Here is a 24,362-nt window from a genome sequence, read left to right as displayed (position 1 = left end):
GTTTAGAACTGGCCGAACCGGGCGAGGCTGAAAGCGGAAAGGTCGATGGCCGGGGCGCCGTCCAGAGCCCATTGCGCCAGGCTTTCGCCGATTGCGGCGGAGTGCTTGAAGCCGTGGCCCGAGCAGGGCGAGGCGACGATAATATTGGCCGATGCCGGATGCCTGTCGATGAGGAAAGCGCTGTCCGGCGTTGCGGTATAGATGCAAGTAGCTGTTTTTATTGGTTTATTTGTTAGGCTCGCCAACCGTCCGGCCAGATGGGTCGCATGCATGCGATGCGAGTCTGACTGCGGCACTATGCGGTCTATGGCATTGGGATCGCTGGCGGCGCCATAAAACTCATCCGCCGTTTTGACGCTGATGCCATCAAGGCTGGGGAAGCCGTAGAAGAAGCCATCTTCCTGCTCGCCATGCGGCCACATGAAAACGGGCGAGCTGCGCCATTCCGCCGGTGCGTCCGGCGCGAGGGCAAACCAGTGCATCACCTGGCGCGTCGGCTTCAGCAGCCTCTCGAACGGCGCGCCCAGCAGCTTGCCGGCCCAGGCGCCGGCGGTGACGATGGCCTGACCGGCGTGGATGGTTTCCCCGCCGACCGAAAGGGTGACACCGGAGCCATCTGGAACAATGGCCTCGACGATCTGTCCCAGCTGCAATTCCGCGCCGTGCCGCTTGGCCATCGCCAGATTGGCCGCCACGCATCGCTCAGGCATCAGATAACCGCCACCGGGCTCATAATAGCCAATCTCGTTCTCCCCGGGGATAAGATTGGGAAAGCGGTGGCCGATCTCGGCGGCGTCGAGAATTTCGTGGGGAATATCATAGCGCTGCGCGGCCGCGATGGAGCGGCGGATAAAGCCCGTGCGGCCGGGCCTTTCGACATTGTCATCGGCCTCGGAGATCACAATGCTCCCGACCTCGAACAGCATGGATTGGCCCGTCTCGGCCTCCAGTTCGCGCCAGATTTCATGCGAGCGCATGGCGAGGGGAACATAGGTTTCGCCTTCGCCTATGCCGCGCCTGGTGATGCGGGTTTCGCCATGGGTGGAACCTTCGGCATGGGGCGGGGCGAAACGATCTATGCCGACGGCTCTTATGCCGCGCTTGGCGAGCTGGTAGAGCGCGGCGCTGCCCATGGCGCCAAGGCCGATAACGGCGACATCAAAGCTTTGATTCATCAGGTTTTTTCGGCCAGGTTGGCGAGGATGCGGAAAGCGCCGGGAACCAGTTTGTCGAGCTGGTGATGGAGAACCAGGCTGGTATGGGTATGCCGGCCCTTGCCGATTTCGGCACTGAGCAGGGCGCCAAGCAAGGGCTTTTCGTCCGAATCATGCATGGAGAACAAGGGCTTATAGGCATCGTCCCACTGGGACGCGAAATAGAGCCCGCGTTCCTTGTCCCAGCCTTCGAAATCCCGCTCGGAGAGGCGGTTCGGCATTAGCATCAGGGGGTGATTTGCTAGCAGACTGTTAACCTCTGCGCGCGGATCGGTGACTCGCCAACGCAGCGAGGGCGAGCCGATAGTCAGAGGCCGGGGCGGCGTTACAGCGGGGTCCCAGCCGTCTGAAGGGCGGTGGTAAAGTGTGAGCAGGTTTCCGCCGTTTTCGACCCAGCGATGCAGGCGCTGCGTGGCGCGCGCCAGGTCCGGCCGGGTGCCGAAGGCGAAAATACCGACGACAATGGTGTCGTAGCCGGAAAGATCGCCTTCAAGGGCGGTGGCGTCCAGCTCGGTGACGTCGGCGCCCATGCGCGACAACCAGAGACCGACCCGGTCGCTGCCGCCGCCAATATAGCCGATGCGGGCGCGGGGGAGGACAAGGTCGAGCGCGAGAACGTCGAGCGCCTGCGGCCGGACGAAATGCGTGCGGCCGATATGGGGGTAGGCAATGGGCGTGAGGCTATAGGCCGGAGCACCATCGACCGTGACGGGCATGGTGACGCGGCCCGAGGCGAGGCCGCTATCGGTGCGAAGGGTGAAACCCTTGCCGCTTCTGGCGATATCGAGATGCGGCGCCGAGGTGATGGTCACTGCCGCTTCAGGTGCATCGGAGTGAATGGCGATGGCATATTCGGCAGGTGCGGCGGGCAGGGGGATGATGACGGCATCCGGCGTGAGGCCTATGGCATGGCCCGGGACGATCTGCACCGGCTCCTCGGTGTCGATCAGGATTCTCGCGCTGCCAGGCGTCAGTTCGAGCTGCACAGCGCCATTGCCGCCCAGGCTCGAATAACCCGGTAGATAGGCATTGGCGATGGGCGCGTCTTTTGCCACCGAGAGCGGGAAGGTCGTGACCGGTCCGTCGCGACGGGGCGAATCGGCGGTGAGGTAGGGGGCCAATATCGGCCGAATGCCGGCCTCGCCATTGCCCTGCCAGACCTTGAGCTGCCCCGTGCCACCGGGGACGAGGTTGGCGGGCTCAACCCAGGCGAGGACATCGAGCCCGCTGGCGGCGATCAGGGCCGCATCGATCTCTGCCAGCTTGCGGGCAAGGCGATGGCCGAACAGGGCGGCTTCCGGGACTGTGAGGGCCGCCTGGGCTGCCAATAGCTCGGTCTTGGCAATGTTCAGCGCCTTGGTGACCAGGGACCCGTTCGGGAAGGCGGAGATGGCGTCGGCTATAGCCGCCTCGGCCGCCCGGAGTGGGGCGGATGCCGAGCTGGCGACGAGCGCGGCAATCTCGGTGAGATTGGCCGGCAGGTTGGCGCGGATATCGGTTTCGCTGCCGCCGCCCAGCTTGAGATGGAGCGGCCATTCCGTCTTTGGCTGGGCATGCCAATGACCCATATTCTGGCTGGCGTGATACCAGCGGGAGAATTCGCCCAGCGTATCGTAGCTCGCGCCCGTCGCCGCATCGGCGCCCTGGGCTGTGACGGTCACTGTCGCCGGGGGCGGCGGAACCTCGTCGTCATAAGTGTCGCCGCCACCCGACCAGGCCGGGAGGTAATATTTGGCGATGCTCCAGGGCGTGAGCCCCTGGGCGAAATGCTCGGGATAGGCCGTGGGGTCCTCTGCCAGGGCGATTGCCGTCTCGGCGGCTTCGGTCATGGCGCGGTGATGGCCATGCTGGCCGGGCACGTCGAGAAAGGTCGGGATGACGATATCGGGCCGTTCCTGCCGATAGGCCCGGACCAGGCGCTCGATAATGCGCTCCTTGCCCCAGCGCGAGAGCGTGTCCGGGCCGCTTTTGGAAAAGCCGAAATCGTGTACGGCATCATTGGGGCCGTGGCCGAGCCAGACTATGTCGGCATCCAGCTCGCGAGCCGCTTCTTCCATTTCGCGCGAGCGCAACACGCCCAGCGCGCCGGTGCGCTCGGGACCCAGCGTGTTCTGGCCGCCTTCGCCGCGCGTCGAGCAGGCAATGATGGCGCGCATGCCCATGCCGAACCGCATCAGCGCCAGCATGCCGCTTTGCTCGTCATCGGGATGGGCGCCGGTATTCATCACCGTCAGCGTCGAGGTCAGCCGGCTGAGGGCACGGTGAAGGCCGACAAGGGCGGGACGGGATTTGCGGCGGGCGAGACGGTCGCGGGCGGTCAGCATGGGAGGCCTGGCTGGGTTTGGACGGGATGCGGCACCTCCCCCTTTAGGGAGGAAGTATTTGCTCTGGACGCTTTCAAAAATGCGGTGTCATCCCGGCGAAGGCCGGGATCCAAGCTGAAGACCATCAGCGCCATCCCGTGTGGGGATAGGGCACAGCATGGATTCCGGCCTTCGCCGGAATGACACCGTGGGTGATTTGAGGACCGAGCGAACATTTCACCACAAGCGGGAGGGGGCGCGGTTGGTGGGAAGAAATGCCACCTCACACCGCCGCAGCCGGGCCGGTGGCGGTGCTGAGATGGGGGGAAACGGTGTCGAGCAGGGGCAGGGCGGCCGCGCCAAGGGCGGCGGTCAATTGGCCGGTCTGGCCGCGCAGGACGCGGGGCGTTGTACGCTTCTGCCGCGTGGCGACGGAAACGGGCAGGGGATCGAGCGCCGAGATCACCGCATCGAGCACGGAATCGGGCAGGCCGCCGCCAAAGATGATGGTTTCGGGATCGAAGATGTTTTCGAGCATGCCCACGGTGGGCGCGAGATAATCGGCCGCGCTGGCAATCCAGCCCATCAGATGGGGATTGTTGTCGTCATGCAGGGCCTGGATGTCGTCGACATTGGCGGCATAGATGCCCGCTAGCGCCAATTGCTCACGCAGGGCATAGACGGAGACGAAGCGTTCCAGCGCGCCGGCCGCGCCATAGCTGGTCTTGCCCTTGCGGGGTACCAGCCCGACATGGCCGATTTCGCCCGCATTGCCGAAAGCGCCGCGCAGCGGCCGCCCATCCTGGATCACGCCCAGGCCGAGGCCGACGCCGAAATAGAGATAGCAGAAATTCCCGCTCTGCCGGCCGGCGCCATAAAGACGCTCGCCCACGGCGGCGGCAGTAGCGTCGTTTTCGAGCACCACGCTTTCGCCGGTGGCCTTGGCGATGAGCTTGACGGGATCGGCGCCGGTCCAGCCGGGCAGGGTGGCCGGCCCCACCGAACTCATGCCCTCGATATCGAAGGGACCGGGCATAACCACGCCGACACCGAGCAACCTGGTTTCCTGCGCCGAGGCGCGCAGCTTACCGATCTCTTCGGCCACCTTGCCGGGAATATAATCGGGATCGGTCCGCTCCAATGGGCTGATCGACTGGGCGCGCAAGCCGCCCGACAGGTCGAGCAGCACGGTGACCATGTGATCGGCGGCGATTTCGACGCCTACGGTGACCGGGCCATTGGGATTGACGGCAAACTGGATCGGCGGCTGGCCGCGGCCCGAGCGCATGCGGCCCAGCTCGACCAGCAGGCCTTCGTCCAGCAGTTCTTCGACGATATTGGCGACGGCCTGCGCGGTCAGCTGCGCGCGGCGGGCGATTTCGGTGCGGCCCAGATGGCCATGCAGGCGGATGACCTCCAGGACCACGCGGCGATTATGCGCGCGATTGCGCTCGGGATTGCTGCCGATCGCTACACGCTGGCGCAAATTGCGCTTGTCCTGACTGCTCAAGAACCGCCCTCCTTGATCACGGGTCACCTACCACATCCCCCGGAACGCAGACTAGCCGTGCAGAACAATAACTCAAGTAGATTATTTTATTGACAAGCGCCTGTCACATGGCTGACGCTCAGCCTGGGAATGGCGGGGTTCGCCCTTCTGCAAGGAAAAACGGCCGGCTGAGGAAGAGCGGGCCACTTGGAGGTTATCAATGCGCAATAAGGCAAAACTGGCCGGGCTCGCGGCCGGCATCAGCTTCCTGGCGCTGGGCTCGGCCCAGGCCGTGGAAATCGAATACTGGCAATATGTGTTCGACACCCGCGTTCAGGCCATGGACCAGCTGATTGAGAAATTCGAGGCGGCCAATCCCGACATCACCGTCAAGCAGGTCACCTTCCCCTATGCCGACTACCAGACGCGCGTCGTCGCCGCCAAGGTTGCCGGGCAGGGCCCTGACGTGGTGCAGCTGTTCTATGGCTGGCTCGACAATTTCGTGAATGGCGAGCTGATCCAGCCGCTCGATCCGGCCGTGTTCCCCAGCGCTGAAATCGAAGCCGATTTCTTCCCCATCGTCTCGGCGATGAAGCGTGGCGACAGCTATTATGGCCTGCCGACCGCCGTGCGCTCGCTGGCCCTGTTCTACAACAAGGCGCTGTTCACCGAAGCCGGGCTCGATCCGGCCAATCCGCCGCAGAACCTGGTCGATTTCCTGGCGGCTGCCGAAGCCACCACCAAGCGCGATGGCGGCGGCAACATCACCAGCGCCGGCATCACGCTCGACATGGCCGGCCAGGACCATCACTGGTGGCGCGAAGTGCTGATCCGCCAGAATGGTGGCGTGCCCTACGACGAAGCCGGCAATGTCGCCTATAACGACGCTGCGGGCGCTGCCGCGCTCAAATATTATACCGATCTGCAGACCGCTTCGAAGGTCGGGCAGGTGGGCTTCATGGATGAAGGCCAGGCCGCGTTCCGCGCGGGTCTTGCCGCCATGACCATCGATGGCACCTTCCGCCTCGGCGCCTTTGCCGACAATCCGTTCGAATGGGGTGTCACCGAACTGCCGGCCGATGCCAATGGCCTGCGCTCGAACTATTCGAGCTATTTCGCCAATGCCATCGGCTCCGGCGCCCAAGGCGAAGAGCTAGCGGCTTCCCAGAAGTTCCTGGCCTATATCTCTTCGCCCGAGGCTATGGAAATCTGGCTCGACGTGGTGGGCGAACTGCCGGCCCGCCGCGATGTCGCCCTGACCGAGGCCAACCTGGCCGACCCCATTCTGGGGCCGTTCCTCAAGGGTCTCGAATACGCGCATACCACCAAGTTCTATGACGAAGCCGGGCAGCGCCAGGTCGCCATCGACATGGTCAACCGCGTCCTGCTCGAAGGCCAGTCCATCGAGGATTCGCTTGCCGCGGCCGCCACGGCCGAGCAGGCTATCATCGACGCGGCCACCAAGTAGGATCAGCGCATATGGCGTCGGATACCATCACGGGGGAGGCGGCCCGCGGCCGCCTCTGGGACCGTTTCAGCATCAAGACAAAACGGGTCATCTGGGCCTGGACGTTTCTCGCCCTGCCGATCCTGTTCTATGCAGGCATAAGGTTCTATCCGACGCTGCAGGCATTCTGGCTGTCCCTGACGGATTGGGACTTGCTGCGCCCGGCCAATTTCATCGGCCTGGCCAATTACCAGAAAATGTTTGCCGATCCGGTATTCTGGAAAGTGTTCCAGAATACCTTTCTCTACCTGCTGATCGGCACGCCGCTCAGCCTAGTGCTCTCCTTCACGATCGCCTTCTATCTCGACCGTGTGCGGTTCATGCACGGCTTCATCCGGGCGCTCTATTTCCTGCCCTTCCTCACCACCGCAGCCGCTATGGGCTGGGTGTGGCGCTGGTTCTACCAGCCCGTGCCGATCGGGGTGATCAATGGCCTATTGGGTTCGCTCGGCATCGAGCAGCAGCCCTTCCTGCGCTCGACAGTGCAGGCGCTGCCCACCGTGCTCGTGCCCGCCATCTGGGCCGGGCTGGGCTTCCAGATCATCATCTTCATGGCCGGCCTGCGCGCCATTCCCAGCACTTTCTATGAGGCGGCGCGGATCGACGGGTTGGGCGAATGGGCCATCCTGCGTAAGATTACCATTCCGCTGCTGAAGCCTACCACCGTATTCCTGGTGGTGTTCTCCTCCATCGGGTTCCTCCGCATTTTCGACCAGGTCTACAACATGACCACCAATGATCCCGGCGGGCCGCTCAACGCGACCAAGCCGCTGGTGCTTATGATCTACCAGACCGCGTTTTCGTCCTACCAGATGGGCTATGCCGCCGCCCAAACGGTGGTGCTGTTCTCCATCCTGCTCGTTGTCTCGCTGCTCCAGCTCTGGATCATGAGGGAAAAGAAATGACCGCCATGCCCTCGACCGAGCTGCGCGCCAACCGGCTTGATATCCGCCCCGGTCGGATCATCGCCTGGACCATCCTGCTGATCGGCGGGCTGATCATGATCACCCCGCTGCTGTTCATGTTCTCGACCTCGCTCAAGACGGCCGGGCAGGTCTATGATCTGAGGCTGATCCCGGCGGCGCCGACCTTCGACAATTATCTCAAGGTGCTGGGTGATGGCCGCTTCATGCGGTGGTTCTTCAACTCCACCTTCATCGCGCTCACTGTCACCATCTCCAACGTGTTCTTCGACTCGCTGGTCGGCTACACGCTGGCCAAGTTCGAGTTCCGCGGCCGCTATTTCATTTTCCTGGCCATTCTCTCGACGCTGATGATCCCCACCGAAATGCTGGTGATCCCCTGGTATCTGATGAGCAGCCAGCTCGGTTGGCTCGACAGCTATTGGGGCATCATGTTCCCGGGCATGATGACGGCCTTCGGCACCTTCCTCATGAAGCAGTTCTTCGAAACCGTGCCCAACGATTTCCTCGAAGCCGCACGGGTGGATGGGCTCAACGAATTCACCATCTGGTGGAAGATCGCCATGCCCATGGTCGTCCCCGCCATTTCGGCGCTCGCCATCTTCACATTCCTCGGCAATTGGACGGCCTTTTTCTGGCCGCTGATCGTGACCACGTCCAAGGAGCTTTACACCCTGCCGGTGGGCCTTTCGAGCTTTGCCGTCGAGCAATCCATCAAGTGGGAAATGATCATGACCGGCGCGGCTTTGGCCACGATCCCCACGCTCCTGGTGTTCCTCGTGCTGCAGCGCTTCATCGTGCGCGGCGTCATGCTGGCCGGGCTCAAGGGGTAGACCATGACCGATCCAAGACTTTCCGATAGCTCGGTCTTTCCCGATCCCGTCTATAAGGAAACCGTGCTGTGCCCGCTCTTCGATGGCGCCAAGAACCACCATGTCGCGGCCTTCCGCGCCATCGACCGGGCGCATCTGGTGATGCTGGCCGAAACCGGCATTCTCGATGCCGGCCAGGCGGGCAAGATCGCCGGCGCGCTGGAGGCCATCGACGCCGAGGTGGACCCCTCCACGCTGGTCTATACCGGCGAGGTCGAGGACTTCTTCTTCCTCATCGAAAAGGAATTGAAGAAGCGCCTTGGCCCCGATCTGGCGGGGAGGCTGCATACGGCGCGCTCGCGCAACGATATCGACCACACCCTGTTCAAGCTGGGCCTCAAGGCGCGGCTCGACGTGCTGATCGGCAAAGCCATTGCCCTGCATGGCGCCTTGGTGGCAGCCGCCGAACGGGAAAAGGCCACGCTGATCGTTGCCTATACCCATGGCCAGCCGGCCCAGCCCACCACGTTCGGGCATTACCTTGCGGCCGTGATCGAAGTGCTGGCCCGCGATATCGAACGGCTGTTCGAAGCCTATGCCATTGTCGATCTCTCGCCCATGGGCGCGGCGGCGATCACCACGTCGGGCTTTGCCACCGACCGGGCACGGGTTGCCGAATTGCTGGGCTTTGCCGCCCCGCTGCAGAATTCCTATAGCTGCATCGCAGCGGTGGACTACATCACCTCCACCTATGGCGCGCTTGAGCTGCTGTTCCTCCATCTGGGCCGGCCGATCCAGGATTTGCAATTCTGGACCAGCTTCGAGGTGGGGCAGATCTATGTGCCCAATTCGCTGGTGCAGATCTCCTCGATCATGCCGCAAAAGCGCAATCCGGTGCCGATCGAACACCTGCGCCATCTGGCGAGCCAGACCTTCGGCCGGGCGCGGGCCATGCTCGACATCATGCACAACACGCCCTTCACCGACATGAATGACAGCGAGGGCGAAACCCAGTCCATGGGCTACCAGGCCTTTGACAGTGCCGAGCGCGTGCTTGACCTCCTGGCGGTTTTGGTCGCCCAGATCAAGGTCGATCCGGCGCGGGTGGCGAGCAATATCCGCCGCTCCTGCATCACCATTACCGAACTGGCCGATAGTCTGGTGCGCCGCGAGGGCTTGTCGTTCCGTGAAGGGCACGAAATCGCCGCTGCCGTGGCGCGGGCCGTGGTGGCCAGCGGTGGCGATCTTGTCGCCGATGGCTATGCCCCCTTCCTCGATGCCTTTGAAAAATCCACCGGCCGCAAGACCGCAATCGATGCCGCGACCTTCGCCGAACTGGTCTCGCCGGAATATTTCGTTGCCGTGCGCACCCGCTTCGGCGGACCCGCGCCGGCTCCGCTCGAAGCCGCTCTTGCCGGTTACCAGACGCAGGGCAGGGAATTTGCCGCCCGTCTCCAGACACTCGTGCAGCGCGAAGCCGCAGCTGCGCATCAGCTCAAACAGCGCTTCGACGCATTGAAGGGAAATGCCTGATGGCCAAAATCGAACTTCAGGGCCTGGTCAAGGAATATGGCCGGACCCGCGCCGTCCATGGCATCGACCTCACCATTGAAGATGGCGAATTCGTCGTTTTCGTCGGCCCTTCGGGCTGCGGAAAATCCACCACTTTACGGATGATTGCCGGGCTCGAAGACATTTCCGGCGGCAATCTGCTGATCGGCGACCAGGTGGTAAACCAGCGCGAGCCCAAGCAGCGCAACATCGCCATGGTGTTCCAGAACTACGCCATCTATCCGCATATGACGGTGGGCCAGAATATCGGCTTCGGGCTCTATACGTCCAAGCTCCCCAAGGCCGAAAAGCAGCGGCTGATCGAGGAAGCGGCCAAGGTGCTGGGCCTCGAAAAGCTGCTCGACCGGCGTCCGGCAGCCCTGTCGGGCGGCCAGCGCCAGCGCGTCGCCATCGGCCGGGCCATGGTGCGCGAACCGGCGGCCTTCCTGTTCGATGAGCCGCTCTCCAATCTCGACGCGCAATTGCGCGCCCAGATGCGGCTCGAGATCAAGCGGCTGCATCACCGGCTGGGCACCACCATCGTCTATGTGACCCATGATCAGATCGAAGCCATGACCATGGCCGATAAGATCGTCGTGATGCGCGATGGCCATATCCTGCAGGTCGGCACCCCGACCGATCTCTATGAACACCCGGTCGACATTTTTACCGCCCGCTTCATCGGCAGCCCGTCGATGAACCTGGTTTCCGGCACGCTGAACGGTGGCGGTCTCGCCATCGACGGCGCCAAATGGGATGGCGGCAAGATCGACTTTGCCGATGCCGCCATCAAGGTGGGCGTGCGCCCGCATGACCTCGTGGTGGGCACGGAGGGGCCGGGCCTGACGCTTTCCGGCGAGGTGGTCGCCGTCGAGCCGCTGGGGTCGGAAACACTGGTGCATCTGGCTATAGGCAGCGAAACCGTCATCGCCACCGCACCGGGCCGCGTCGTGCCGGCCGTCGGCAGCACCTTGGCGGCGCGGGCCGAGCCCGGTTCGCTCTACCTGTTCGATGCGGCAACAGAACGGGCGCTGGGCCGGGCATGACCTCCACACAAGTGCGCGGCCGGGCCATGCTGAGCCTGGGCCGCATCTATTGCGACATGGTGTTCAACGGGTTGGACGCCATGCCTGAACTCGGACGTGAGCTGTTTGCGCGCGATTTCACCATCACGCCGGGCGGCGGCGCCTTGATTACCGCGGCCCATGCCGTGGCTTTGGGGCGCCCGACCGCGCTGCTGGCGCGGTTTGGCACCGATGCGGTGTCCAATGCGCTGGAAGGCCAGATTGACGCGCTGGGGATCGACCTGCGCTTTCTTGACCGGCATCCCTCTGCCGGGCCGCAGGTCACGGTCGTCATGGTGCAGCAGGAAGAGCGGGCGTTCCTCTCGCGCCGCGCCGGTCATGCCCAGCCGGCGACGTTCGACGAGGCCATCGGCTGGAGCGAAGCGGGGCATTTGCATATTGCCGAATATGCCACGCTGCACGAAATCCCCAACGCCGTTGCGGCGGCGAAAAAGCGCGGGCTGACCGTTTCGCTCGATCCCAGCTGGGATGCGGAGCTGATCAAGGACCCGATGTTCTTCGAGCGTGCGGCTGGGGTCGATGTCTTCCTGCCCAATCTGGAGGAAGCCCGGGAGCTGACCCATTGCGAGGAGCCCGGAGAAGCGCTGGCGCGCCTGGCGCGGCATTTTCCGGTCGTGGCGCTGAAATGCGGTGGCGATGGCGCCATGCTGAGCATGGATGGACAGGTCATCCGCCGCTCCACGCCGGTCGTGGAGGTAGTCGATACCACCGGCGCTGGCGATGCGTTCAATGCGGGGTTCCTGCATGCATGGCTGGATGGGGCTGCCATGGATGCGTGCCTCGCGGCGGCCATCGAGGCTGGGTCACGTTCGGTGCAGGCGACGGGTGGTACGGGTAGTTTGGGGACTGCGCATCACGTGGCTTGAGGCGAGTCCCCGATAAACTCGGAGTCATTCCCGCGAAAGCGGGAACCTCCGTTTCAGACTGTTTGGAAAGTAAACAGAGGTTCCCGCTTTCGCGGGAATGACCCGGTGGTATGGCGAGGTTTCGGACCTAATCCGGCAGCCGATACCGTGACCCAGCACACCCATTCTCTTTCCAATACTTTGCCACCGGCACATAGCTGCCCGTGGCGAGCATCTGTATCTGGGCGGTATAGGCCATGGCCTGGCATTCGTCGGTGCCGGCGACCACATGCACCATTTCGTGCAGGATGGTGGTTTCGCGCAGCAGATCGGCGCCGGGCGTGAAGAATTGCGGGCAGATGAAGAGATGCGCCGCCTCGCTATTGCTGACCCCAGCGACATAGGCCGCGAATTTGGCGCAGGAGCCTTTCTCGCTATCCTCGATGACAAAGATCACGTCGCGCACATTGCCCGTCCGTGCCGAATGAAAGCGCCGGGCCTTGAGCGCATCGGCATAGGCGGCGTTGTCGACGCCCATCGTGCTGGCGCCCATCTGGGGTAAAGCCCGCTCGAAAGTGCGGGTGGCGGCCGCTATGGCTTTGTCGAGGAGAGCGTTTTGCTGCGCCTGGACGGGCAGGGCGAGCATGGCGAGGAAAAGAGCGCAGAGGAGGCGGATCAAGATAGCGGGACTCTCGTGGAGGGGGGTCTAGCGTGGATTTTGGGGACGGTCACGGTTCGGACATCGTGGCTCTCATCACCCCTCCCTAGCCCTCCCCATCGAGGGGAGGGAGGCGCAGACTGAGGGCCAGCGGTTCCATCGTCTCCCTCCCCCTTGTGGGGAGGGATCAAGGGTGGGGGTGAGTCAAGCGCACAGTAGATCGGGTCTGCCGGTGCTCGGGCGTCTACTCGGCTCCCGGCGTATAGACTTCCACCACGCCCGACTTGCCGCCGCCGACCACCGGGCTGCCGGTCATCGTATAGATTTTGCCCTCAAACGTACCGGCCCCAAATCCATGCCGTGCCGTTGGCAGCGGGGCATGCTCCGTCCAGCTATTGGCGCTGAGGCCATAGGCCTCGACTTCGTTGAAAACCTTCGTATTGCTTTCCCCGCCCATGACATAGACCTCCCCATCGAGCGCGGCAGCCGCGGCGCCGCTGCGGGGCGTGGGCAGGGGCGCGCCTTCCGACCAGCTATCGGTGACCGGGTCGTAGATCTGGTTGACGTCCAGGTTCCGGCCCGGATCGCCATCGACGCGGCCGCCGACCACCACGAGCTTGCCGTCCACCGCCACCACCGAGAGGTGATCGCGCGCGGTGGGCACGGGGGCTGCGGCGGTCCAGCTGTCATCGAGCGGATCATAGACTTCGTGTGCCCTGGTATTGCCGCGCCCTGTCGAGCTGCCGCTGATCACATGGATCTTGCCATCGACAACGGCCGCCGCTGCTGCGCCGCGGGGCGTGGGGATCGAGGCGCGGGGCTCCCAGATGTCCTTATCGGGAATATAGGCCCAGACATTGCTGGAGGCTTCCCAGCCGTTGATGTAGCCGCCGAACACATAGACGATGCCCTTATAGGCCGCCGCTGCCGTATGATGGACGGGATAGGGGAAGGGCGCGCCGACGCTCCAGTGGTCGGAGGCCATGTCGTAGATCAGCAGGTCGGTGGCCCCGTTATAGTCGCCGATCACATAGGCCTTGCCCTCGAATTCGGCCACGGCCACTTCCGAGCGCTCGGCAGGCGCCGCGCTGGCGCCGGCCCAGGCGCCGACCTCATGGCCCAGGGCCGGTGCGACCAGCATGGCCATGGTACCGGCCATGGCCAGCTGCGCTATCGTCTTGTGCATGCCGCTCTCCTAATAGGGACCGGCACTCTAGCCCAAGCGGAAGCCAGGATAAAACCGATCAGGGATGTTTGATCGGGTTGAGCTTGCGCCAGGCTTCGTATTCCTCGCGCGCATCGGCATGGAGCGGATAATAGCGCTGCAGCGGCGCACCCTCCATCAGCTTCATGCGGGAGAAATCCTCCCATTCATGGTGCTCTGCAGACTTGGCAATGACCTCGGGCGCCAGCGCCACCGGCAGCACCACCGCGCCATCGTCATCGGCCACGATGATATCGCCGGGGATCACAGTGACCCCGCCACAGGCAATGGGGATATTGACGGCAAAGGGCATGAGCCCGGTCTGGGTGTGGAAATTGGGTGTCCAGCCGCGCACCCAGAGCGGCAGATCGAGCTTTTTGAGGTTGGGATAGTCGCGCAGGCACCCGTCGATGATCATCCCGGCCCCGCCGCGGCCCTTGAAATAGGTTGACATCATGTCCCCGAATACCCCGGCGGTCATGTCGCCGCGCGCGTCGACGACGACGATATCGCCCTCCTGCACATGGTAGAGCACGTGGCGGTGGAGCTGCTTTTCGGGATCGGCATATTCGCCCTCCCCATAGAGATCCTCACGCTTGGGCATGAATTGCAGGGTGAGCGCGGGGCCGACGATGGACTTGCCCTTGTTCCAGCTCACGGGTCCCTGAATGTGGGGGTTGCGGATGCCCATATGGCCCAGCGTCCCGGCCACGGTGGCCGAGCCGATATGCTGCAATGCGGCGATAATGTCCTTGGATGGCCGCTCAATGCCGGGTGTGTGCGTCACGAAAATCTCCTTTGGCCCGTTGGCCCTACCAATTGGTGACTGAACCGTCATTGCGCCGCAGATGCGGGGCTTCCCAGAATTTGAAAGTCTGTTTTTTCACCGCCTCTTCGTCGACCTCGACGCCAAGGCCGGGCGCGTCGCCGACTTCGTAGACGGCGCCGGTGAGGCGGGGCTGGCCGACGAAAATGCCGGCATCATCGAAGCCGTGATAAAGCTCGCCCGGCGAGGCGCGGGTTTCGAGCCAGGCGAAATTGGGCACTGCGGCGGCAAAGTGGATGGTCGCCGCCGTGCAGATCGGGCCCAAGGGATTGTGCGGCATCATGTCGACGTAATGCGCCTCGCTCCAGCCGGCCACCTTCATGGCCTCGGTCAAGCCGCCGACATTGCAGACGTCGATCCGGTTGAACTGGTGGATGTCGCGCTCGATATAGGGCAGGAACTGCCACTTGCTGGAAAATTCCTCGCCGATGGCGAAGGGCACATCAGTCATTTTCCGCAGCGCTTCATAGGCCTCGGGCGTCTCGTCGCGGATCGGCTCTTCGAGGAAGTCGAGCGTGCCGGAGGGCATTTTCTGGCAATAGCTGGCCGCTTCCGCCACCGAGAGGCGGTGGTGGTAGTCGACGCCGAGCACCACGGCTTCGCCCAGCGCCTCGCGCGTCTTGATGCACCATTTGGCGGTTTCGGCGATGCTCTCGCGCGGCTCGTAGATATTCTTGTTGCCATGTTCGGCCGGGAACAGGCGGATGGCATTCCAGCCCAGCGCCATCAGCTCCTTGGCCTGCTCGATCATTTCGGGCCCGCACGGCCCCTTGGTGGTGGCGAAGGTGGGGATATGGTTGCGCTGCTTGCCGCCCAGCAATTGATAGACCGGCACGCCCAGCGCCTTGCCCTTGATGTCATGCAGGGCGATGTCGATGGCCGAGATCGCGGCGGTGAGCACGCGGCCGCCCTCGAAATACTGGCTGCGATACATTTCCTGCCACAAAGCGCCGATGGCCATGGGATCGCGGCCGATCAGGAATTCGCGATAATGCTCGATGGCGCCGGCCACGGCCTTTTCGCGGCCGGAAAGCCCGCTTTCGCCCCAGCCATAAATGCCCTCGTCGGTCTCCACCTTGACGATGAGCTGGTTCCGCGTGCCGACCCAGGTGGGGTAGGGGGTGATAGAAGTGATTTTCATCGATGATACTCAGGCGGCCTGAAGGGCCATGGTGGTTGCCCCATCGAACAGGTGCAGGCGCTCCTGATCGAATTCGATCCATACCGGTTCGTCCGGCGAGATCGCGACGGATGGGTCGAGGCTGATATTGACCACCGCGCCGCTGATGAAGACCTGGGCGAAGGTGACGTCGCCGGTGGGCTCGACCGTATAGACCTTGCCGGGCACCGCGCCGGGCGCGGCCTCTTTATGCAGCTTGAGCGTCGAATGCCGCGCACCCAGCACCACCTTGCCATTGCTGGAGGCATTAGCCTTTCGGGCATTGAATGCCGAAAGCGGCAGCTCCCAGCCTTCGTCGGGGCTGCGCAGGGATGCCTCGGTGCCCTTGGTGACGACATCGAGCGGGATCAGGCTCATGGCCGGGCTGCCCACAAAGCTGGCGACGAAGGTGTTGACCGGATTGGCGAAGACATTGGCCGGCGAGTCATATTGCTGCAGCAACCCGCCGTTCATCACCGCCATCTTGTCGGCCATGGTGACGGCCTCGAGCTGGTCATGGGTCACATAGACCACGGTGGCATTGAGGTTGTGGTGGAAGCGCTTGATCTCGCTGCGCATCTGCACGCGTAGCTTCGCATCGAGATTGGAGAGCGGTTCATCCATCAGGAACACCGCCGGATCGCGCACCAGGGCGCGGCCCAGCGCGACGCGCTGCTGCTGGCCGCCTGACAGCTCGCGCGGCTTGCGGTCGAGCAGGTGGCTGATGTCGAGCAGCTTGGCCGCGGCGTTCACCTTCTGCTCGATCTCCGCCTTGGGAAGCTTGCGCATCTGCAGGGGGAAGGCCAGGTTCTTGAACACGGTCTTATTGGGGTAAAGCGCGTAATTCTGGAACACCATGGCGATGTCCCGATCCTTGGGATCGAGCTCGTTGACGATGCGGTCGCCAATCGAAATATCGCCGCCCGACATGGGGATCAGCCCCGCGATCAGGTTCAGCGTCGTCGTCTTGCCGCAGCCCGAAGGGCCCACCAGCGCGACGAATTCGCCATGCTCGACGGTGAAGGACACATTGTTGACGGCGTAGACATTGCCGTAGTTTTTCATGACGTCTTTAAGGACCACCTCGGCCATCAGTCTCTCCTAATGTTTGACGGCGCCTTCGGTGAGGGCACGCACGAAATACTTCTGCAGGACCAGGAACAGCACGACGACCGGCACGCTCATCATGAACGTCGCCGCCATCAGCCCCGGCCAGTCGGTGGCAAATTCGGTGAAGAAGCGCTGGATGCCCACCGGCAGCGTCATCTGGCTGTCGCGGGACAGGAAGGTGTAGGCATAGACATATTCGTTCCAGGCGCCGATGAACGAGAAGATGGATGTGGCGATGATGCCCGGCGTCGAGAGCGGCATGACGATCAGCAGGAACGCCTGGAAGCGCGTGGCGCCATCGATGCGCGCCGCCTGTTCGAGCTGGATCGGGATATTGTCGTAGAACCCCTTGAGCAGCCAGATCGAGAGCGGCAGGCCGAAGGTGAGATAGGTCAGGATCAGCGAGCCATGGGTATTGATCAGGCCCATCCAGCGCATCAGCAGGAAGAGCGGCATAAGGAACACCACGGCCGGGAACATGTTGCGCACCAGCACGGCGAAGAACATGAAGTTGCGGCCCGGAAAGCGGAAGCGTGAAAAGGCATAGGCCGCCGGCACCGCTACGACGACGCCCAGGATGGTGGTCAGTAGCGAGACATAAAAGCTGTTCCAGAAGTAGCGCAGGAATTCCGAGCCAACGCGGCTATTGGGGTCGAGCAGCTTGAAATAATTGTTCAGGGTCGGCTCGGTCGGCCACCATTGCGGCGGATATTGCATGGCCGCGAATTGCGACTTGACCGATGTCAGCACCATCCAGGCCATGGGCAGGACGGTGAACAGCAGCAGGAAGGTCAGGAACGCCCGCCCGGCCCAGCGCCACCAATCGATGGGCTTCTTGACCACGGGGCGGATGACATTTTCGGAAATCACAGCCATGGCTCAGCCTCCCGCCCGGTCTTCGTCGCCGCGTGTCAGTGCCTTCACGTAGAAGTAGCCGAACGCCATCATCACGATGAACAGGATCACCGCATAGGCCGAGGCCACGCCCCATTGCTGCCGCCCGAAGGCGAGCTGGTAGATATGGGTGATCCAGATATGGGAGGCATCGGCTGGGCCGCCGCCGGTCATCACGAAGGGGATGATGAACGAATTGAAATTGGCCACCATCAGCAAGAGGATCGTGACCATGGACACGCCCTTGAGATGGGGGAAGGTGACGTGCCAGAACCGATCCCAGGTATTGGCGCCATCGACCTGCGCGGCGCGATGGAGCTGATCGGGCACGGTTTGCAGCCCGGCCATCAGCATCACCATGGCGAAGGAAAATTCCTTCCAGATATTGACCACGATCAGCGAGGCGAGGACCGTCTGGCGGTTATCGAGGAAATTGATCGGTTCGCTGGTAATGCCCAGCTGCACGGCCAATGCGCCGATGACGCCGAAATCGGAATGGTAGAGCCATTTCCACACATAGGATGCTGCCACCGCGCTGATCACATAGGGGATCAGCAGCAGGGCCCGCAGCAGCCCACGGCCGACAAATTCGCGATGCAGCGCCAGCGCTGCGCCCAGGCCGAGCAGGAAGGCGAAGAAGGTGGAGGCCAAGGTCCAGATGATGGTCTGGATGGTGACCTCGTGGAAAACCGAGGAATTGAGAACCGTCGAATAATTGCTGAACCCGGTCCAGATCTTGTCCCGCATCTGCAGGTTGGGCGGCGTGCGGAAGAAGCTCAATTCGATCGTGTAGTAGATGGGGAAGGCGATCACCACCAGCATCACGATCAGCGCCGGCAGCACATAGAGATAGTCGGTTCGATGCGCGATGATGCGGCTTAGTATTCCGCGGCGCTTGCGCGTGATTCCGGCCATGACCGTGGCCTGTCCCGTCGCGATGCTCACAGGGCTCGTCCTTTCATATCAAGGCTAGGAACCGGCGGCAGCTGATGCCGCCGGTTTGAGCTTGGAAGCTAGAGGCCACCGCCGAGCAGGGAATCCACCTTGGCCGCGGCATCGGCCGCCGCTTCCTCGACTGTCATGCGTTCCGTCAGGGCGTTTTGCAGCATGTCGGGAACGATGATGTTCATGATCTCGGTCGCTTCGGGAATGACCGGGAAGGGGATGCCGCTGGGCAGCATGGATGTGGTGACGTCGAGGAACTTGATAGTGTCCAGACGTTCCTTCATCCATTCGGTCTTGAAACCGGCCAGGTTCCCCGGATTGGAGCCCGTCCAGGCCAGCTTGGTCGACCATTCGGGGCTGTTCCAGAAGCAGGCAAAGGCCTTGGCTGCCATCTCATCGAACCCGCCCTCGACATATTCGGGGTTGACGAAATGCATGTTGGAGCCACCGAACACCACCGCGCGGCGGGCCGGGCCTTCGGGGATCAGGCCATAGCGCATATTGGCGACCACCGTATCGGCGATCTCCTTGTCAGCGCCGGTCGCCAGCCCCGCCAGGTCCACCATTTTGGCATATTCGGAGGGGTGCGCGATCATCATGGCCAATTGGCCGGCGATGAACGGCGCCTGGTTCTCGTTCTGCGTATTGGTCAGGGCCGAAGTGGGCACCGACTTGTCGCGGACATACATGTCATAAGCCGCCTGCAGGGCCGCCACCGCGCCTTCATTGTCGAGTTCGGACTCGGCATAGGTCGGCGTCGCCTCGGCTTCGTCGAGCGCGCCGCCGCCAAAGGCCCAGAGCTGGGGCATGAAGCGGAACGGCGTATTGCCGGCATTCTGGCGGGCGACGAGGCCATAGCCGGAAATGCCCAATTCGTCGTGGATCTTCTTGGAATAGGTGACGACATCGTCCCAGGTTGCCGGCGGATTTTCGGGGTCGAGCCCGGCCCGCTTGAAGATGTCGGCATTCCAGATCAGGGCCATGGTTTCGTTATTGGTGGGCACGCCATAGGTCGCCCCGTCCCAGGTCACCGATTTCATGGCGCCCGGCCAGAAATCCGCGGTGGGGTAGCCGATATCCTCGGGCTTGAGCTGCTGGAAATAGCCCTTGGAGGCAAATTCCACCCCGCCCAGGATTTGCAGGCGGATCACCATCGGCCCGGCATTGCCGAGCAGGGTGGTGCGCAGCCGGTCGAGCAGCTGGTTGTAGTCGATGTTCTGCGCATCGGTTTCGATATTGGGATAGGTCTTGGACCAGGCTTCCCAGAAGGCGTTGTTGATGTCGTGCTCGATCTTGGGCGAGGCCTCGGTGGGGCCGGTCCACCAATAGGTGAGGCGCCCGGTATAATCGAGCGGCACCACCTCGGCGCAATGGCCGGCCGTGTCGAACGTCTCGGTGCCCGCGATCGAGCGGATATATTCGGGCGACCACTGGCTGAGGTCCACGCTTTGGGCATAGACCGTGCTCGACATCAGCGATGCGCTGGTCAGCGCCGCCATGGCATAGCCAAGCGCCCGCCGACGATAAAGCGAGCCCTGCGAATTCGTCATTGATAGTCCTCCTCACATGCGGAAGACCGTCCGGCCCCCTCGGCCGAACCTGGGCTTCCCTCGCAGCATCAGCTGCGCCTCCTCATAGTCAGAGCTGGTGCGGGGAACCTGCTTGCTCCGGTGTCTCCGCGCCGTGGGGCCGGTTTCTCCGTGTCTCCCATACAAGACAGTTCCAGACTGAAACTTGTCTGTCAATAATGATTGGATCGTACATTATTTTTAGATTTTGATGTGCAAGACCCCTTGGCTTGTGTAGCGACTGCACATAAACAAGGCAGCCATGGATACTCAGCCTGCCGCCACGATCGATGTCGAACCCGTGCCAGCTTCTATCTACGAGCTGATCCGGGAAGACATCATTTCGGGCAAGCTCGGGCCCAATGAACGCCTCAAGATTGCCGACCTGGCCGAGCGCTACGGCACCTCCACCAATCCCATCCGCGAAGCGCTGCAGCAGCTGCGGGGCGAGGATTTCGTGGTGATGGAGCCCCATCGCGGCGCCCGGGTGCGGCCGATCGACGAGAATTTCGTACGCGACATCATCGAGATCGCCGCATTGATCGAGCCGGCGCTGACGCGCTGGTTCGTCGGCATCGTCACCGAGGCCGATATCGCCCAGCTCGAAGCGGTGCAACGCGAAATCGAGGAGCTGAATTTCGCCGACCCCAGCCGCCACGGCCAGCTCGATACGGTCTTCCACCAGGTCATTTATGACCGGCACTACAATCGCCACGCCGCCGACCTGTGGTGGCGCCACCGCGAGGTGCTGCGCGCCATCAGCCGGCGCTTTCCCACTTCGCTCGGCCGCCGTGCCGCCGTGCTGCGGGAGCACCGCGAGCTGATCGAGGCGATCCGCGCGCAGGACGCCGATCGTGCCGCCGCTGTCATTGCCGCTCATGTCGAGGGGTCGGGCCGCCACATTATCGAGCATATGCGCCTGGCCCGCGCCACGGGAGCACGCAAGCCTTTGACGTAACATCACATTTTCAGAGGAGGGGAATTGATGACGACCACTTTGGAGGCCGCCGAGACTATTGAGAATAATGTTCGCACCAGTTCGCGACCAAGCGAATTGCGGATCACCGATCTGCGCGTCGCCGAGATTGTCGGCGCGCCGTTCACCTCGGCCCTGATCAAGATCTACACCAACCAGGGCATTGTCGGCCTGGGCGAGGTGCGCGATGGCGCCAGCGCGACCTATGCGCTGATGCTCAAGAGCCGGCTGCTGGGGGAAAATCCCTGCGATGTCGACCGGCTATTCCGCCGCATCAAGCAGTTTGGCGGCCATGGCCGGCAGGGCGGGGGCGTATCGGCAGTCGAGATCGCGCTCTGGGACCTGGTGGGCAAGGCCTATGGCGTGCCGATCTACCAGATGCTCGGTGGCAAGTTCCGCGACAGGGTGCGCTGCTATTGCGATACCGATGCCGACAAGCCGAGCGGCACCGAAACCGGTAAGCGGCTGAAGGAACGCATGAATCTTGGATTCACTTTCCTCAAGATGGATCTCGGCCTGATGCAGATCGCCGATGTGCCCGGCGCCGTCGTCGCCCCGGCCGGCTCGCTCGAAGGCTACCGCATCCATCCCGGCCGCGGCCCGGTCAAGACCATGGAAGACCGCCGCGCCCGCAACGCTGTCTATGACACGCATAATGTGCGTCATCCCTTCAGCGGCCTGCATTTCACCGAAAAAGGCATCGATCTGCTCGAGCAGTATATTCACGAGGTGCGCGAGGTCATCGGCTACGAAATTCCGCTGGCCATCGACCATGTCGGCCACATCTCGCTGCAGAACGGCATCCGCCTGGCGCGGCGCATCGAGAAATACGTGCCGGCCTGGCTGGAAGACGTGATCCCCTGGCAATATGCCGACCAGTATCGGCAATTGCAGGAGGCAACCACCGTGCCGATCTGCACGGGTGAGGACATCTACCTCAAGGAAGGCTTCGAGCCGCTGCTGAAATCAGGCATTTCGGTCATCCACCCTGATCTGCTGACCTCGGGCGGCATCCTCGAAACCAAGAAGATCGGCGACGCGGCGCAGGAACATGGCATCGCCATGGCCATCCATATGGCCGAAAGCCCGATCGCCGCCATGGCCGCAGCCCATGTCGCCATCGCCACGGAAAACTTCATGGCGCTCGAATATCACAGCGTCGAAGTGCCCTGGTGGGATGACATCGTCACCGGCCTGCCCAAACCGCTGGTCAAGGATGGTTTCATCACCGTGCCGGACAAGCCGGGCCTGGGCATCGACGACGTCGTCGACGAGGTCATCGCCGGACACCTGCAGGAGGGTGTCACCGGCATCTGGCAGCCCACCGACCGCTGGGATCAGGAATATTCCTGGGACCGCACCTGGAGCTGAGGCTTCACCTCTCCCTATGAGGGAAAGGTGAACAAGGAAGAACCATGATCTACGAACTGAGACTCTACGAGTGCCTCCCCGGCCGCATGCCGGCGCTGCTCAAGCGCTTTAACGACCACACGCTGGGGCTGTGGGACAAGCACGGCATTCGCCAGGCCGGCTTCTTCACCACTGCGGTCGGTGAAAGCAACAATCGGCTGACCTATTTCATCGCCTGGGAAACGCTGGCCGAGCGTGAAGCGAAGTGGACGGCCTTCGTCACCGATCCGGCGTGGCTCAAGGTTCGGGACGATTCCGAGCGCGACGGGCCGATCCTCGCCAATATCTCCAACCAGCTACTAACTCCGACCGCCTTCTCGTCAGTGAAATAGGCAATCCCATGAAAATCACCGATCTGCGCTGTGCCGTCATTGGCAAACATCCAATCGTCCGCATCGTCACCGATGAAGGTCTCTACGGCCTGGGCGAAGTCGAATACACCAAGCCCTACCTAAAACCCTGGGTGCTGCATTTCCGCGAGGCGCTGATTGGGGAGGACCCCACAGACGTCGAGCGCGTCATGCTGAAAATCCGTCAGCGCGGCAGCTTCAAGCCCTATGGCGCGGCCGTCAGCGCCATCGAGCATGCGCTTTGGGACATTGCCGGCAAGGCGGCAAACGTTCCGGCCTATAAGCTGCTCGGCGGCAAGGTTCGCGACAAGGTGCGCGTCTATAACGGCTCGATCCGTCAGAAGCGCACCGGCGACAAGCCGGAAGACTATGCCGCCGACGTCAAATGGATGAAGGAGCGGCCCGAGAATTTCTTCATGGTCAAGCAGGGCATCAGCTTCCACTCCAATATGAAGCGCACCGTGGACGACTTCCACTATGGCGTGACCCAGCCGCCGGCCTATCACGGCGCCATGGACCAGGGGCAGATCAGCGAGCACGCGTTCAACCACATGCTCGAATGCGTCATCGCCATGAAGGAAGTGCTGGGCGACAAGGTGAGCCTGGCGCTCGATTGCGGCCCAGGCTGGTTCCTGCCCGACGCCATCCGCTTTGCCCAGGCGGTGGAGAAATACAACCTGATGTGGCTGGAGGACATGCTGACCGGCGATTATGTGCCGTGGGTCAATTCACAGGCCTATCGCGAACTGACAACGTCTACCTCGACGCCCATCCATACCGGCGAGCAGATCTATCTGCGCCACAATTTCAAGGAACTGATCGAAACCCAGGCGGTGCGCGTCGTTGGCCCCGATCCGGCCGATATCGGGGGCATTGCCGAGCTGAAATGGGTGGCCGAGCACGCCTATATGCATTCCATCATGATGGCCCCGCACGGCACGGCCAATGGACTGCTGGGGCTGGGTGCGCTCATCAATGTCTGCGCTACGCTACCGGCCAATTACATCGCCTTCGAATATCCCAGCGCGTCCGACCCGTGGTGGGAGGATATCGTGACGGGCCTGCCCAGTGGCCGCATCGTCAACAATTCCATGGTCGATCTGCTACCGGGGCCAGGGCTGGGGCTTGATATCGACGCCAAGGCAGCAAAGCCGTATCTGAAGGAAGAGGATGCGGGGTTCTTTGACTGAGGGCAGTAGGACCGATCGGCCCCACTAGACCTCATCCTGAGCCTGCCGAAGGGCCTGCCCGCGCGAAGGCGGGGGACGAGGTCGTGGCACGCCTGCCTCCACTCGCTCGACCTCGTGGTTCGACAAGCTCACCATGAGGTCTCAGCCATCCACAGCGTCATTCCCGCGCAGGCGGGAATCTATTCTTTCCTGCCTCGATGACACGAGAAGAATGGATTCCCGCCTGCGCGGGAATGACGTTGGGGCAGGGACTGGCTGCCGTGGTTACCCCCTCCTAGCCTCCCCTGGGGGAGGGATTTCTCCACTTTTGAAACTGGATCGAGTTTTAGCCGCTGGGCGGTCC

General features: G+C 62.8%; 21 protein-coding genes. 10 read left to right on the top strand and 11 right to left on the bottom strand.

The window, feature by feature from the left end; genetic code table 11:
- Window positions 1–2 precede the first annotated feature (2 nt).
- The 3 genes from solA to QQL79_RS10405 form a co-directional block, all read right to left on the bottom strand.
- Window positions 3–1,175 (bottom strand): N-methyl-L-tryptophan oxidase, encoded by a 1,173-nt coding sequence (gene solA / locus QQL79_RS10415; RefSeq protein WP_284390510.1) that lies wholly within the window; start codon window positions 1,173–1,175, stop codon window positions 3–5.
- A complete protein-coding gene (locus tag QQL79_RS10410; protein WP_284390508.1) occupies window positions 1,175–3,538 on the bottom strand; it encodes a PIG-L family deacetylase in 2,364 nt (787 codons plus the stop codon). The genes solA and QQL79_RS10410 overlap by 1 nt, the downstream gene beginning before the upstream one ends.
- 262 nt (window positions 3,539–3,800) lie before the next feature.
- A complete protein-coding gene (locus QQL79_RS10405; protein WP_284390506.1) occupies window positions 3,801–5,027 on the bottom strand; it encodes an ROK family transcriptional regulator in 1,227 nt (408 codons plus the stop codon).
- Between the two features lie 199 nt (window positions 5,028–5,226).
- Here QQL79_RS10405 and QQL79_RS10400 point away from each other — a divergent pair, with 199 nt between their 5' ends.
- From QQL79_RS10400 to QQL79_RS10375, 6 genes are read left to right on the top strand one after another with little or no spacing between them, the layout of a single operon-like run.
- A complete protein-coding gene (locus QQL79_RS10400) occupies window positions 5,227–6,474 on the top strand; it encodes an extracellular solute-binding protein (RefSeq protein WP_284390504.1) in 1,248 nt (415 codons plus the stop codon).
- An 11-nt stretch (window positions 6,475–6,485) separates the two neighbouring features.
- Window positions 6,486–7,418 (top strand): carbohydrate ABC transporter permease, encoded by a 933-nt coding sequence (locus QQL79_RS10395; protein ID WP_284390502.1) that lies wholly within the window; start codon window positions 6,486–6,488, stop codon window positions 7,416–7,418.
- 5 nt (window positions 7,419–7,423) lie between these two features.
- Entirely contained in the window at window positions 7,424–8,269 is an 846-nt protein-coding gene (locus QQL79_RS10390) for a carbohydrate ABC transporter permease (protein ID WP_284392865.1), read from the top strand.
- A gap of 3 nt (window positions 8,270–8,272) precedes the next feature.
- Entirely contained in the window at window positions 8,273–9,781 is a 1,509-nt protein-coding gene (gene argH, locus QQL79_RS10385) for an argininosuccinate lyase (protein WP_284390500.1), read from the top strand.
- Window positions 9,781–10,845, top strand: a complete 1,065-nt coding sequence (locus QQL79_RS10380; protein WP_284390496.1) for an ABC transporter ATP-binding protein — start codon at window positions 9,781–9,783, stop codon at window positions 10,843–10,845. The genes argH and QQL79_RS10380 overlap by 1 nt, the downstream gene beginning before the upstream one ends.
- Complete coding sequence (locus QQL79_RS10375) at window positions 10,842–11,750, top strand: carbohydrate kinase family protein (protein ID WP_284390495.1); 909 nt, start codon at window positions 10,842–10,844, stop codon at window positions 11,748–11,750. The genes QQL79_RS10380 and QQL79_RS10375 overlap by 4 nt, the downstream gene beginning before the upstream one ends.
- Window positions 11,751–11,877: 127 nt before the next feature.
- Here the strand turns inward: QQL79_RS10375 and QQL79_RS10370 are convergent, their stop codons facing one another.
- The 8 genes from QQL79_RS10370 to QQL79_RS10335 all read right to left on the bottom strand — a co-directional run bounded on the left by QQL79_RS10370 (window position 11,878) and on the right by QQL79_RS10335 (window position 20,024).
- On the bottom strand, window positions 11,878–12,408 hold the full coding sequence (locus QQL79_RS10370) for a M35 family metalloendopeptidase (protein WP_284390493.1): 531 nt from the start codon (window positions 12,406–12,408) through the stop codon (window positions 11,878–11,880).
- Between the two features lie 223 nt (window positions 12,409–12,631).
- Window positions 12,632–13,573 carry a Kelch repeat-containing protein gene (locus tag QQL79_RS10365; protein WP_284390491.1) on the bottom strand — a complete coding sequence of 314 codons (942 nt, stop codon included), beginning with the start codon at window positions 13,571–13,573 and terminating at the stop codon, window positions 12,632–12,634.
- A gap of 58 nt (window positions 13,574–13,631) precedes the next feature.
- Window positions 13,632–14,378, bottom strand: a complete 747-nt coding sequence (locus QQL79_RS10360; RefSeq protein ID WP_284390489.1) for a ribonuclease activity regulator RraA — start codon at window positions 14,376–14,378, stop codon at window positions 13,632–13,634.
- A gap of 25 nt (window positions 14,379–14,403) precedes the next feature.
- Window positions 14,404–15,558 (bottom strand): mandelate racemase/muconate lactonizing enzyme family protein, encoded by a 1,155-nt coding sequence (locus QQL79_RS10355; protein ID WP_284390487.1) that lies wholly within the window; start codon window positions 15,556–15,558, stop codon window positions 14,404–14,406.
- A gap of 9 nt (window positions 15,559–15,567) precedes the next feature.
- The gene (locus QQL79_RS10350) at window positions 15,568–16,668 is read right to left on the bottom strand and encodes an ABC transporter ATP-binding protein (RefSeq protein WP_284390485.1); all 1,101 of its coding nucleotides are present in this window, start codon (window positions 16,666–16,668) and stop codon (window positions 15,568–15,570) included.
- Between the two features lie 9 nt (window positions 16,669–16,677).
- Entirely contained in the window at window positions 16,678–17,562 is an 885-nt protein-coding gene (locus QQL79_RS10345; protein ID WP_284390483.1) for a carbohydrate ABC transporter permease, read from the bottom strand.
- 3 nt (window positions 17,563–17,565) lie between these two features.
- On the bottom strand, window positions 17,566–18,525 hold the full coding sequence (locus QQL79_RS10340) for a carbohydrate ABC transporter permease (protein ID WP_370461206.1): 960 nt from the start codon (window positions 18,523–18,525) through the stop codon (window positions 17,566–17,568).
- A gap of 68 nt (window positions 18,526–18,593) precedes the next feature.
- Complete coding sequence (locus QQL79_RS10335; protein ID WP_284392863.1) at window positions 18,594–20,024, bottom strand: extracellular solute-binding protein; 1,431 nt, start codon at window positions 20,022–20,024, stop codon at window positions 18,594–18,596.
- 331 nt (window positions 20,025–20,355) lie between these two features.
- Between QQL79_RS10335 and QQL79_RS10330 the strand changes: the two genes are divergently transcribed.
- The 4 genes from QQL79_RS10330 to QQL79_RS10315 are packed head-to-tail and all read left to right on the top strand — an operon-like array spanning window position 20,356 to window position 24,019.
- Window positions 20,356–21,051: a GntR family transcriptional regulator gene (locus tag QQL79_RS10330; protein ID WP_284390481.1), complete on the top strand. Its 696-nt coding sequence runs from the start codon at window positions 20,356–20,358 to the stop codon at window positions 21,049–21,051.
- A 27-nt stretch (window positions 21,052–21,078) separates the two neighbouring features.
- Window positions 21,079–22,440: a mandelate racemase/muconate lactonizing enzyme family protein gene (locus QQL79_RS10325; RefSeq protein ID WP_284390479.1), complete on the top strand. Its 1,362-nt coding sequence runs from the start codon at window positions 21,079–21,081 to the stop codon at window positions 22,438–22,440.
- 44 nt (window positions 22,441–22,484) lie between these two features.
- Window positions 22,485–22,811 (top strand): NIPSNAP family protein, encoded by a 327-nt coding sequence (locus QQL79_RS10320; protein ID WP_284390477.1) that lies wholly within the window; start codon window positions 22,485–22,487, stop codon window positions 22,809–22,811.
- Between the two features lie 8 nt (window positions 22,812–22,819).
- On the top strand, window positions 22,820–24,019 hold the full coding sequence (locus QQL79_RS10315) for a mandelate racemase/muconate lactonizing enzyme family protein (protein ID WP_284390475.1): 1,200 nt from the start codon (window positions 22,820–22,822) through the stop codon (window positions 24,017–24,019).
- The last annotated feature ends 343 nt before the right edge of the window (window positions 24,020–24,362 follow it).

Source organism: Devosia yakushimensis (assembly GCF_030159855.1).
GTDB lineage: Bacteria > Pseudomonadota > Alphaproteobacteria > Rhizobiales > Devosiaceae > Devosia > Devosia yakushimensis.
The sequence above is the reverse complement of the archived record's forward strand: the minus strand, read 5'-3'. Positions and strand labels throughout refer to the sequence as shown.

Coding starts and splice junctions, on each gene's coding strand:
- QQL79_RS10400 (WP_284390504.1), top strand. CDS start 5,227: ATGCGCAATAAGGCAAAACTGGCCGGGCTCGCGGCCGGCATCAGCTTC.
- QQL79_RS10350 (WP_284390485.1), bottom strand. CDS start 16,668: ATGGCCGAGGTGGTCCTTAAAGACGTCATGAAAAACTACGGCAATGTC.
- QQL79_RS10375 (WP_284390495.1), top strand. CDS start 10,842: ATGACCTCCACACAAGTGCGCGGCCGGGCCATGCTGAGCCTGGGCCGC.
- QQL79_RS10390 (WP_284392865.1), top strand. CDS start 7,424: ATGCCCTCGACCGAGCTGCGCGCCAACCGGCTTGATATCCGCCCCGGT.
- QQL79_RS10365 (WP_284390491.1), bottom strand. CDS start 13,573: ATGCACAAGACGATAGCGCAGCTGGCCATGGCCGGTACCATGGCCATG.
- QQL79_RS10410 (WP_284390508.1), bottom strand. CDS start 3,538: ATGCTGACCGCCCGCGACCGTCTCGCCCGCCGCAAATCCCGTCCCGCC.
- QQL79_RS10315 (WP_284390475.1), top strand. CDS start 22,820: ATGAAAATCACCGATCTGCGCTGTGCCGTCATTGGCAAACATCCAATC.
- argH (WP_284390500.1), top strand. CDS start 8,273: ATGACCGATCCAAGACTTTCCGATAGCTCGGTCTTTCCCGATCCCGTC.
- QQL79_RS10335 (WP_284392863.1), bottom strand. CDS start 20,024: ATGGCGGCGCTGACCAGCGCATCGCTGATGTCGAGCACGGTCTATGCC.
- QQL79_RS10330 (WP_284390481.1), top strand. CDS start 20,356: ATGGATACTCAGCCTGCCGCCACGATCGATGTCGAACCCGTGCCAGCT.
- QQL79_RS10355 (WP_284390487.1), bottom strand. CDS start 15,558: ATGAAAATCACTTCTATCACCCCCTACCCCACCTGGGTCGGCACGCGG.
- QQL79_RS10320 (WP_284390477.1), top strand. CDS start 22,485: ATGATCTACGAACTGAGACTCTACGAGTGCCTCCCCGGCCGCATGCCG.
- solA (WP_284390510.1), bottom strand. CDS start 1,175: ATGAATCAAAGCTTTGATGTCGCCGTTATCGGCCTTGGCGCCATGGGC.
- QQL79_RS10325 (WP_284390479.1), top strand. CDS start 21,079: ATGACGACCACTTTGGAGGCCGCCGAGACTATTGAGAATAATGTTCGC.
- QQL79_RS10345 (WP_284390483.1), bottom strand. CDS start 17,562: ATGGCTGTGATTTCCGAAAATGTCATCCGCCCCGTGGTCAAGAAGCCC.
- QQL79_RS10380 (WP_284390496.1), top strand. CDS start 9,781: ATGGCCAAAATCGAACTTCAGGGCCTGGTCAAGGAATATGGCCGGACC.
- QQL79_RS10395 (WP_284390502.1), top strand. CDS start 6,486: ATGGCGTCGGATACCATCACGGGGGAGGCGGCCCGCGGCCGCCTCTGG.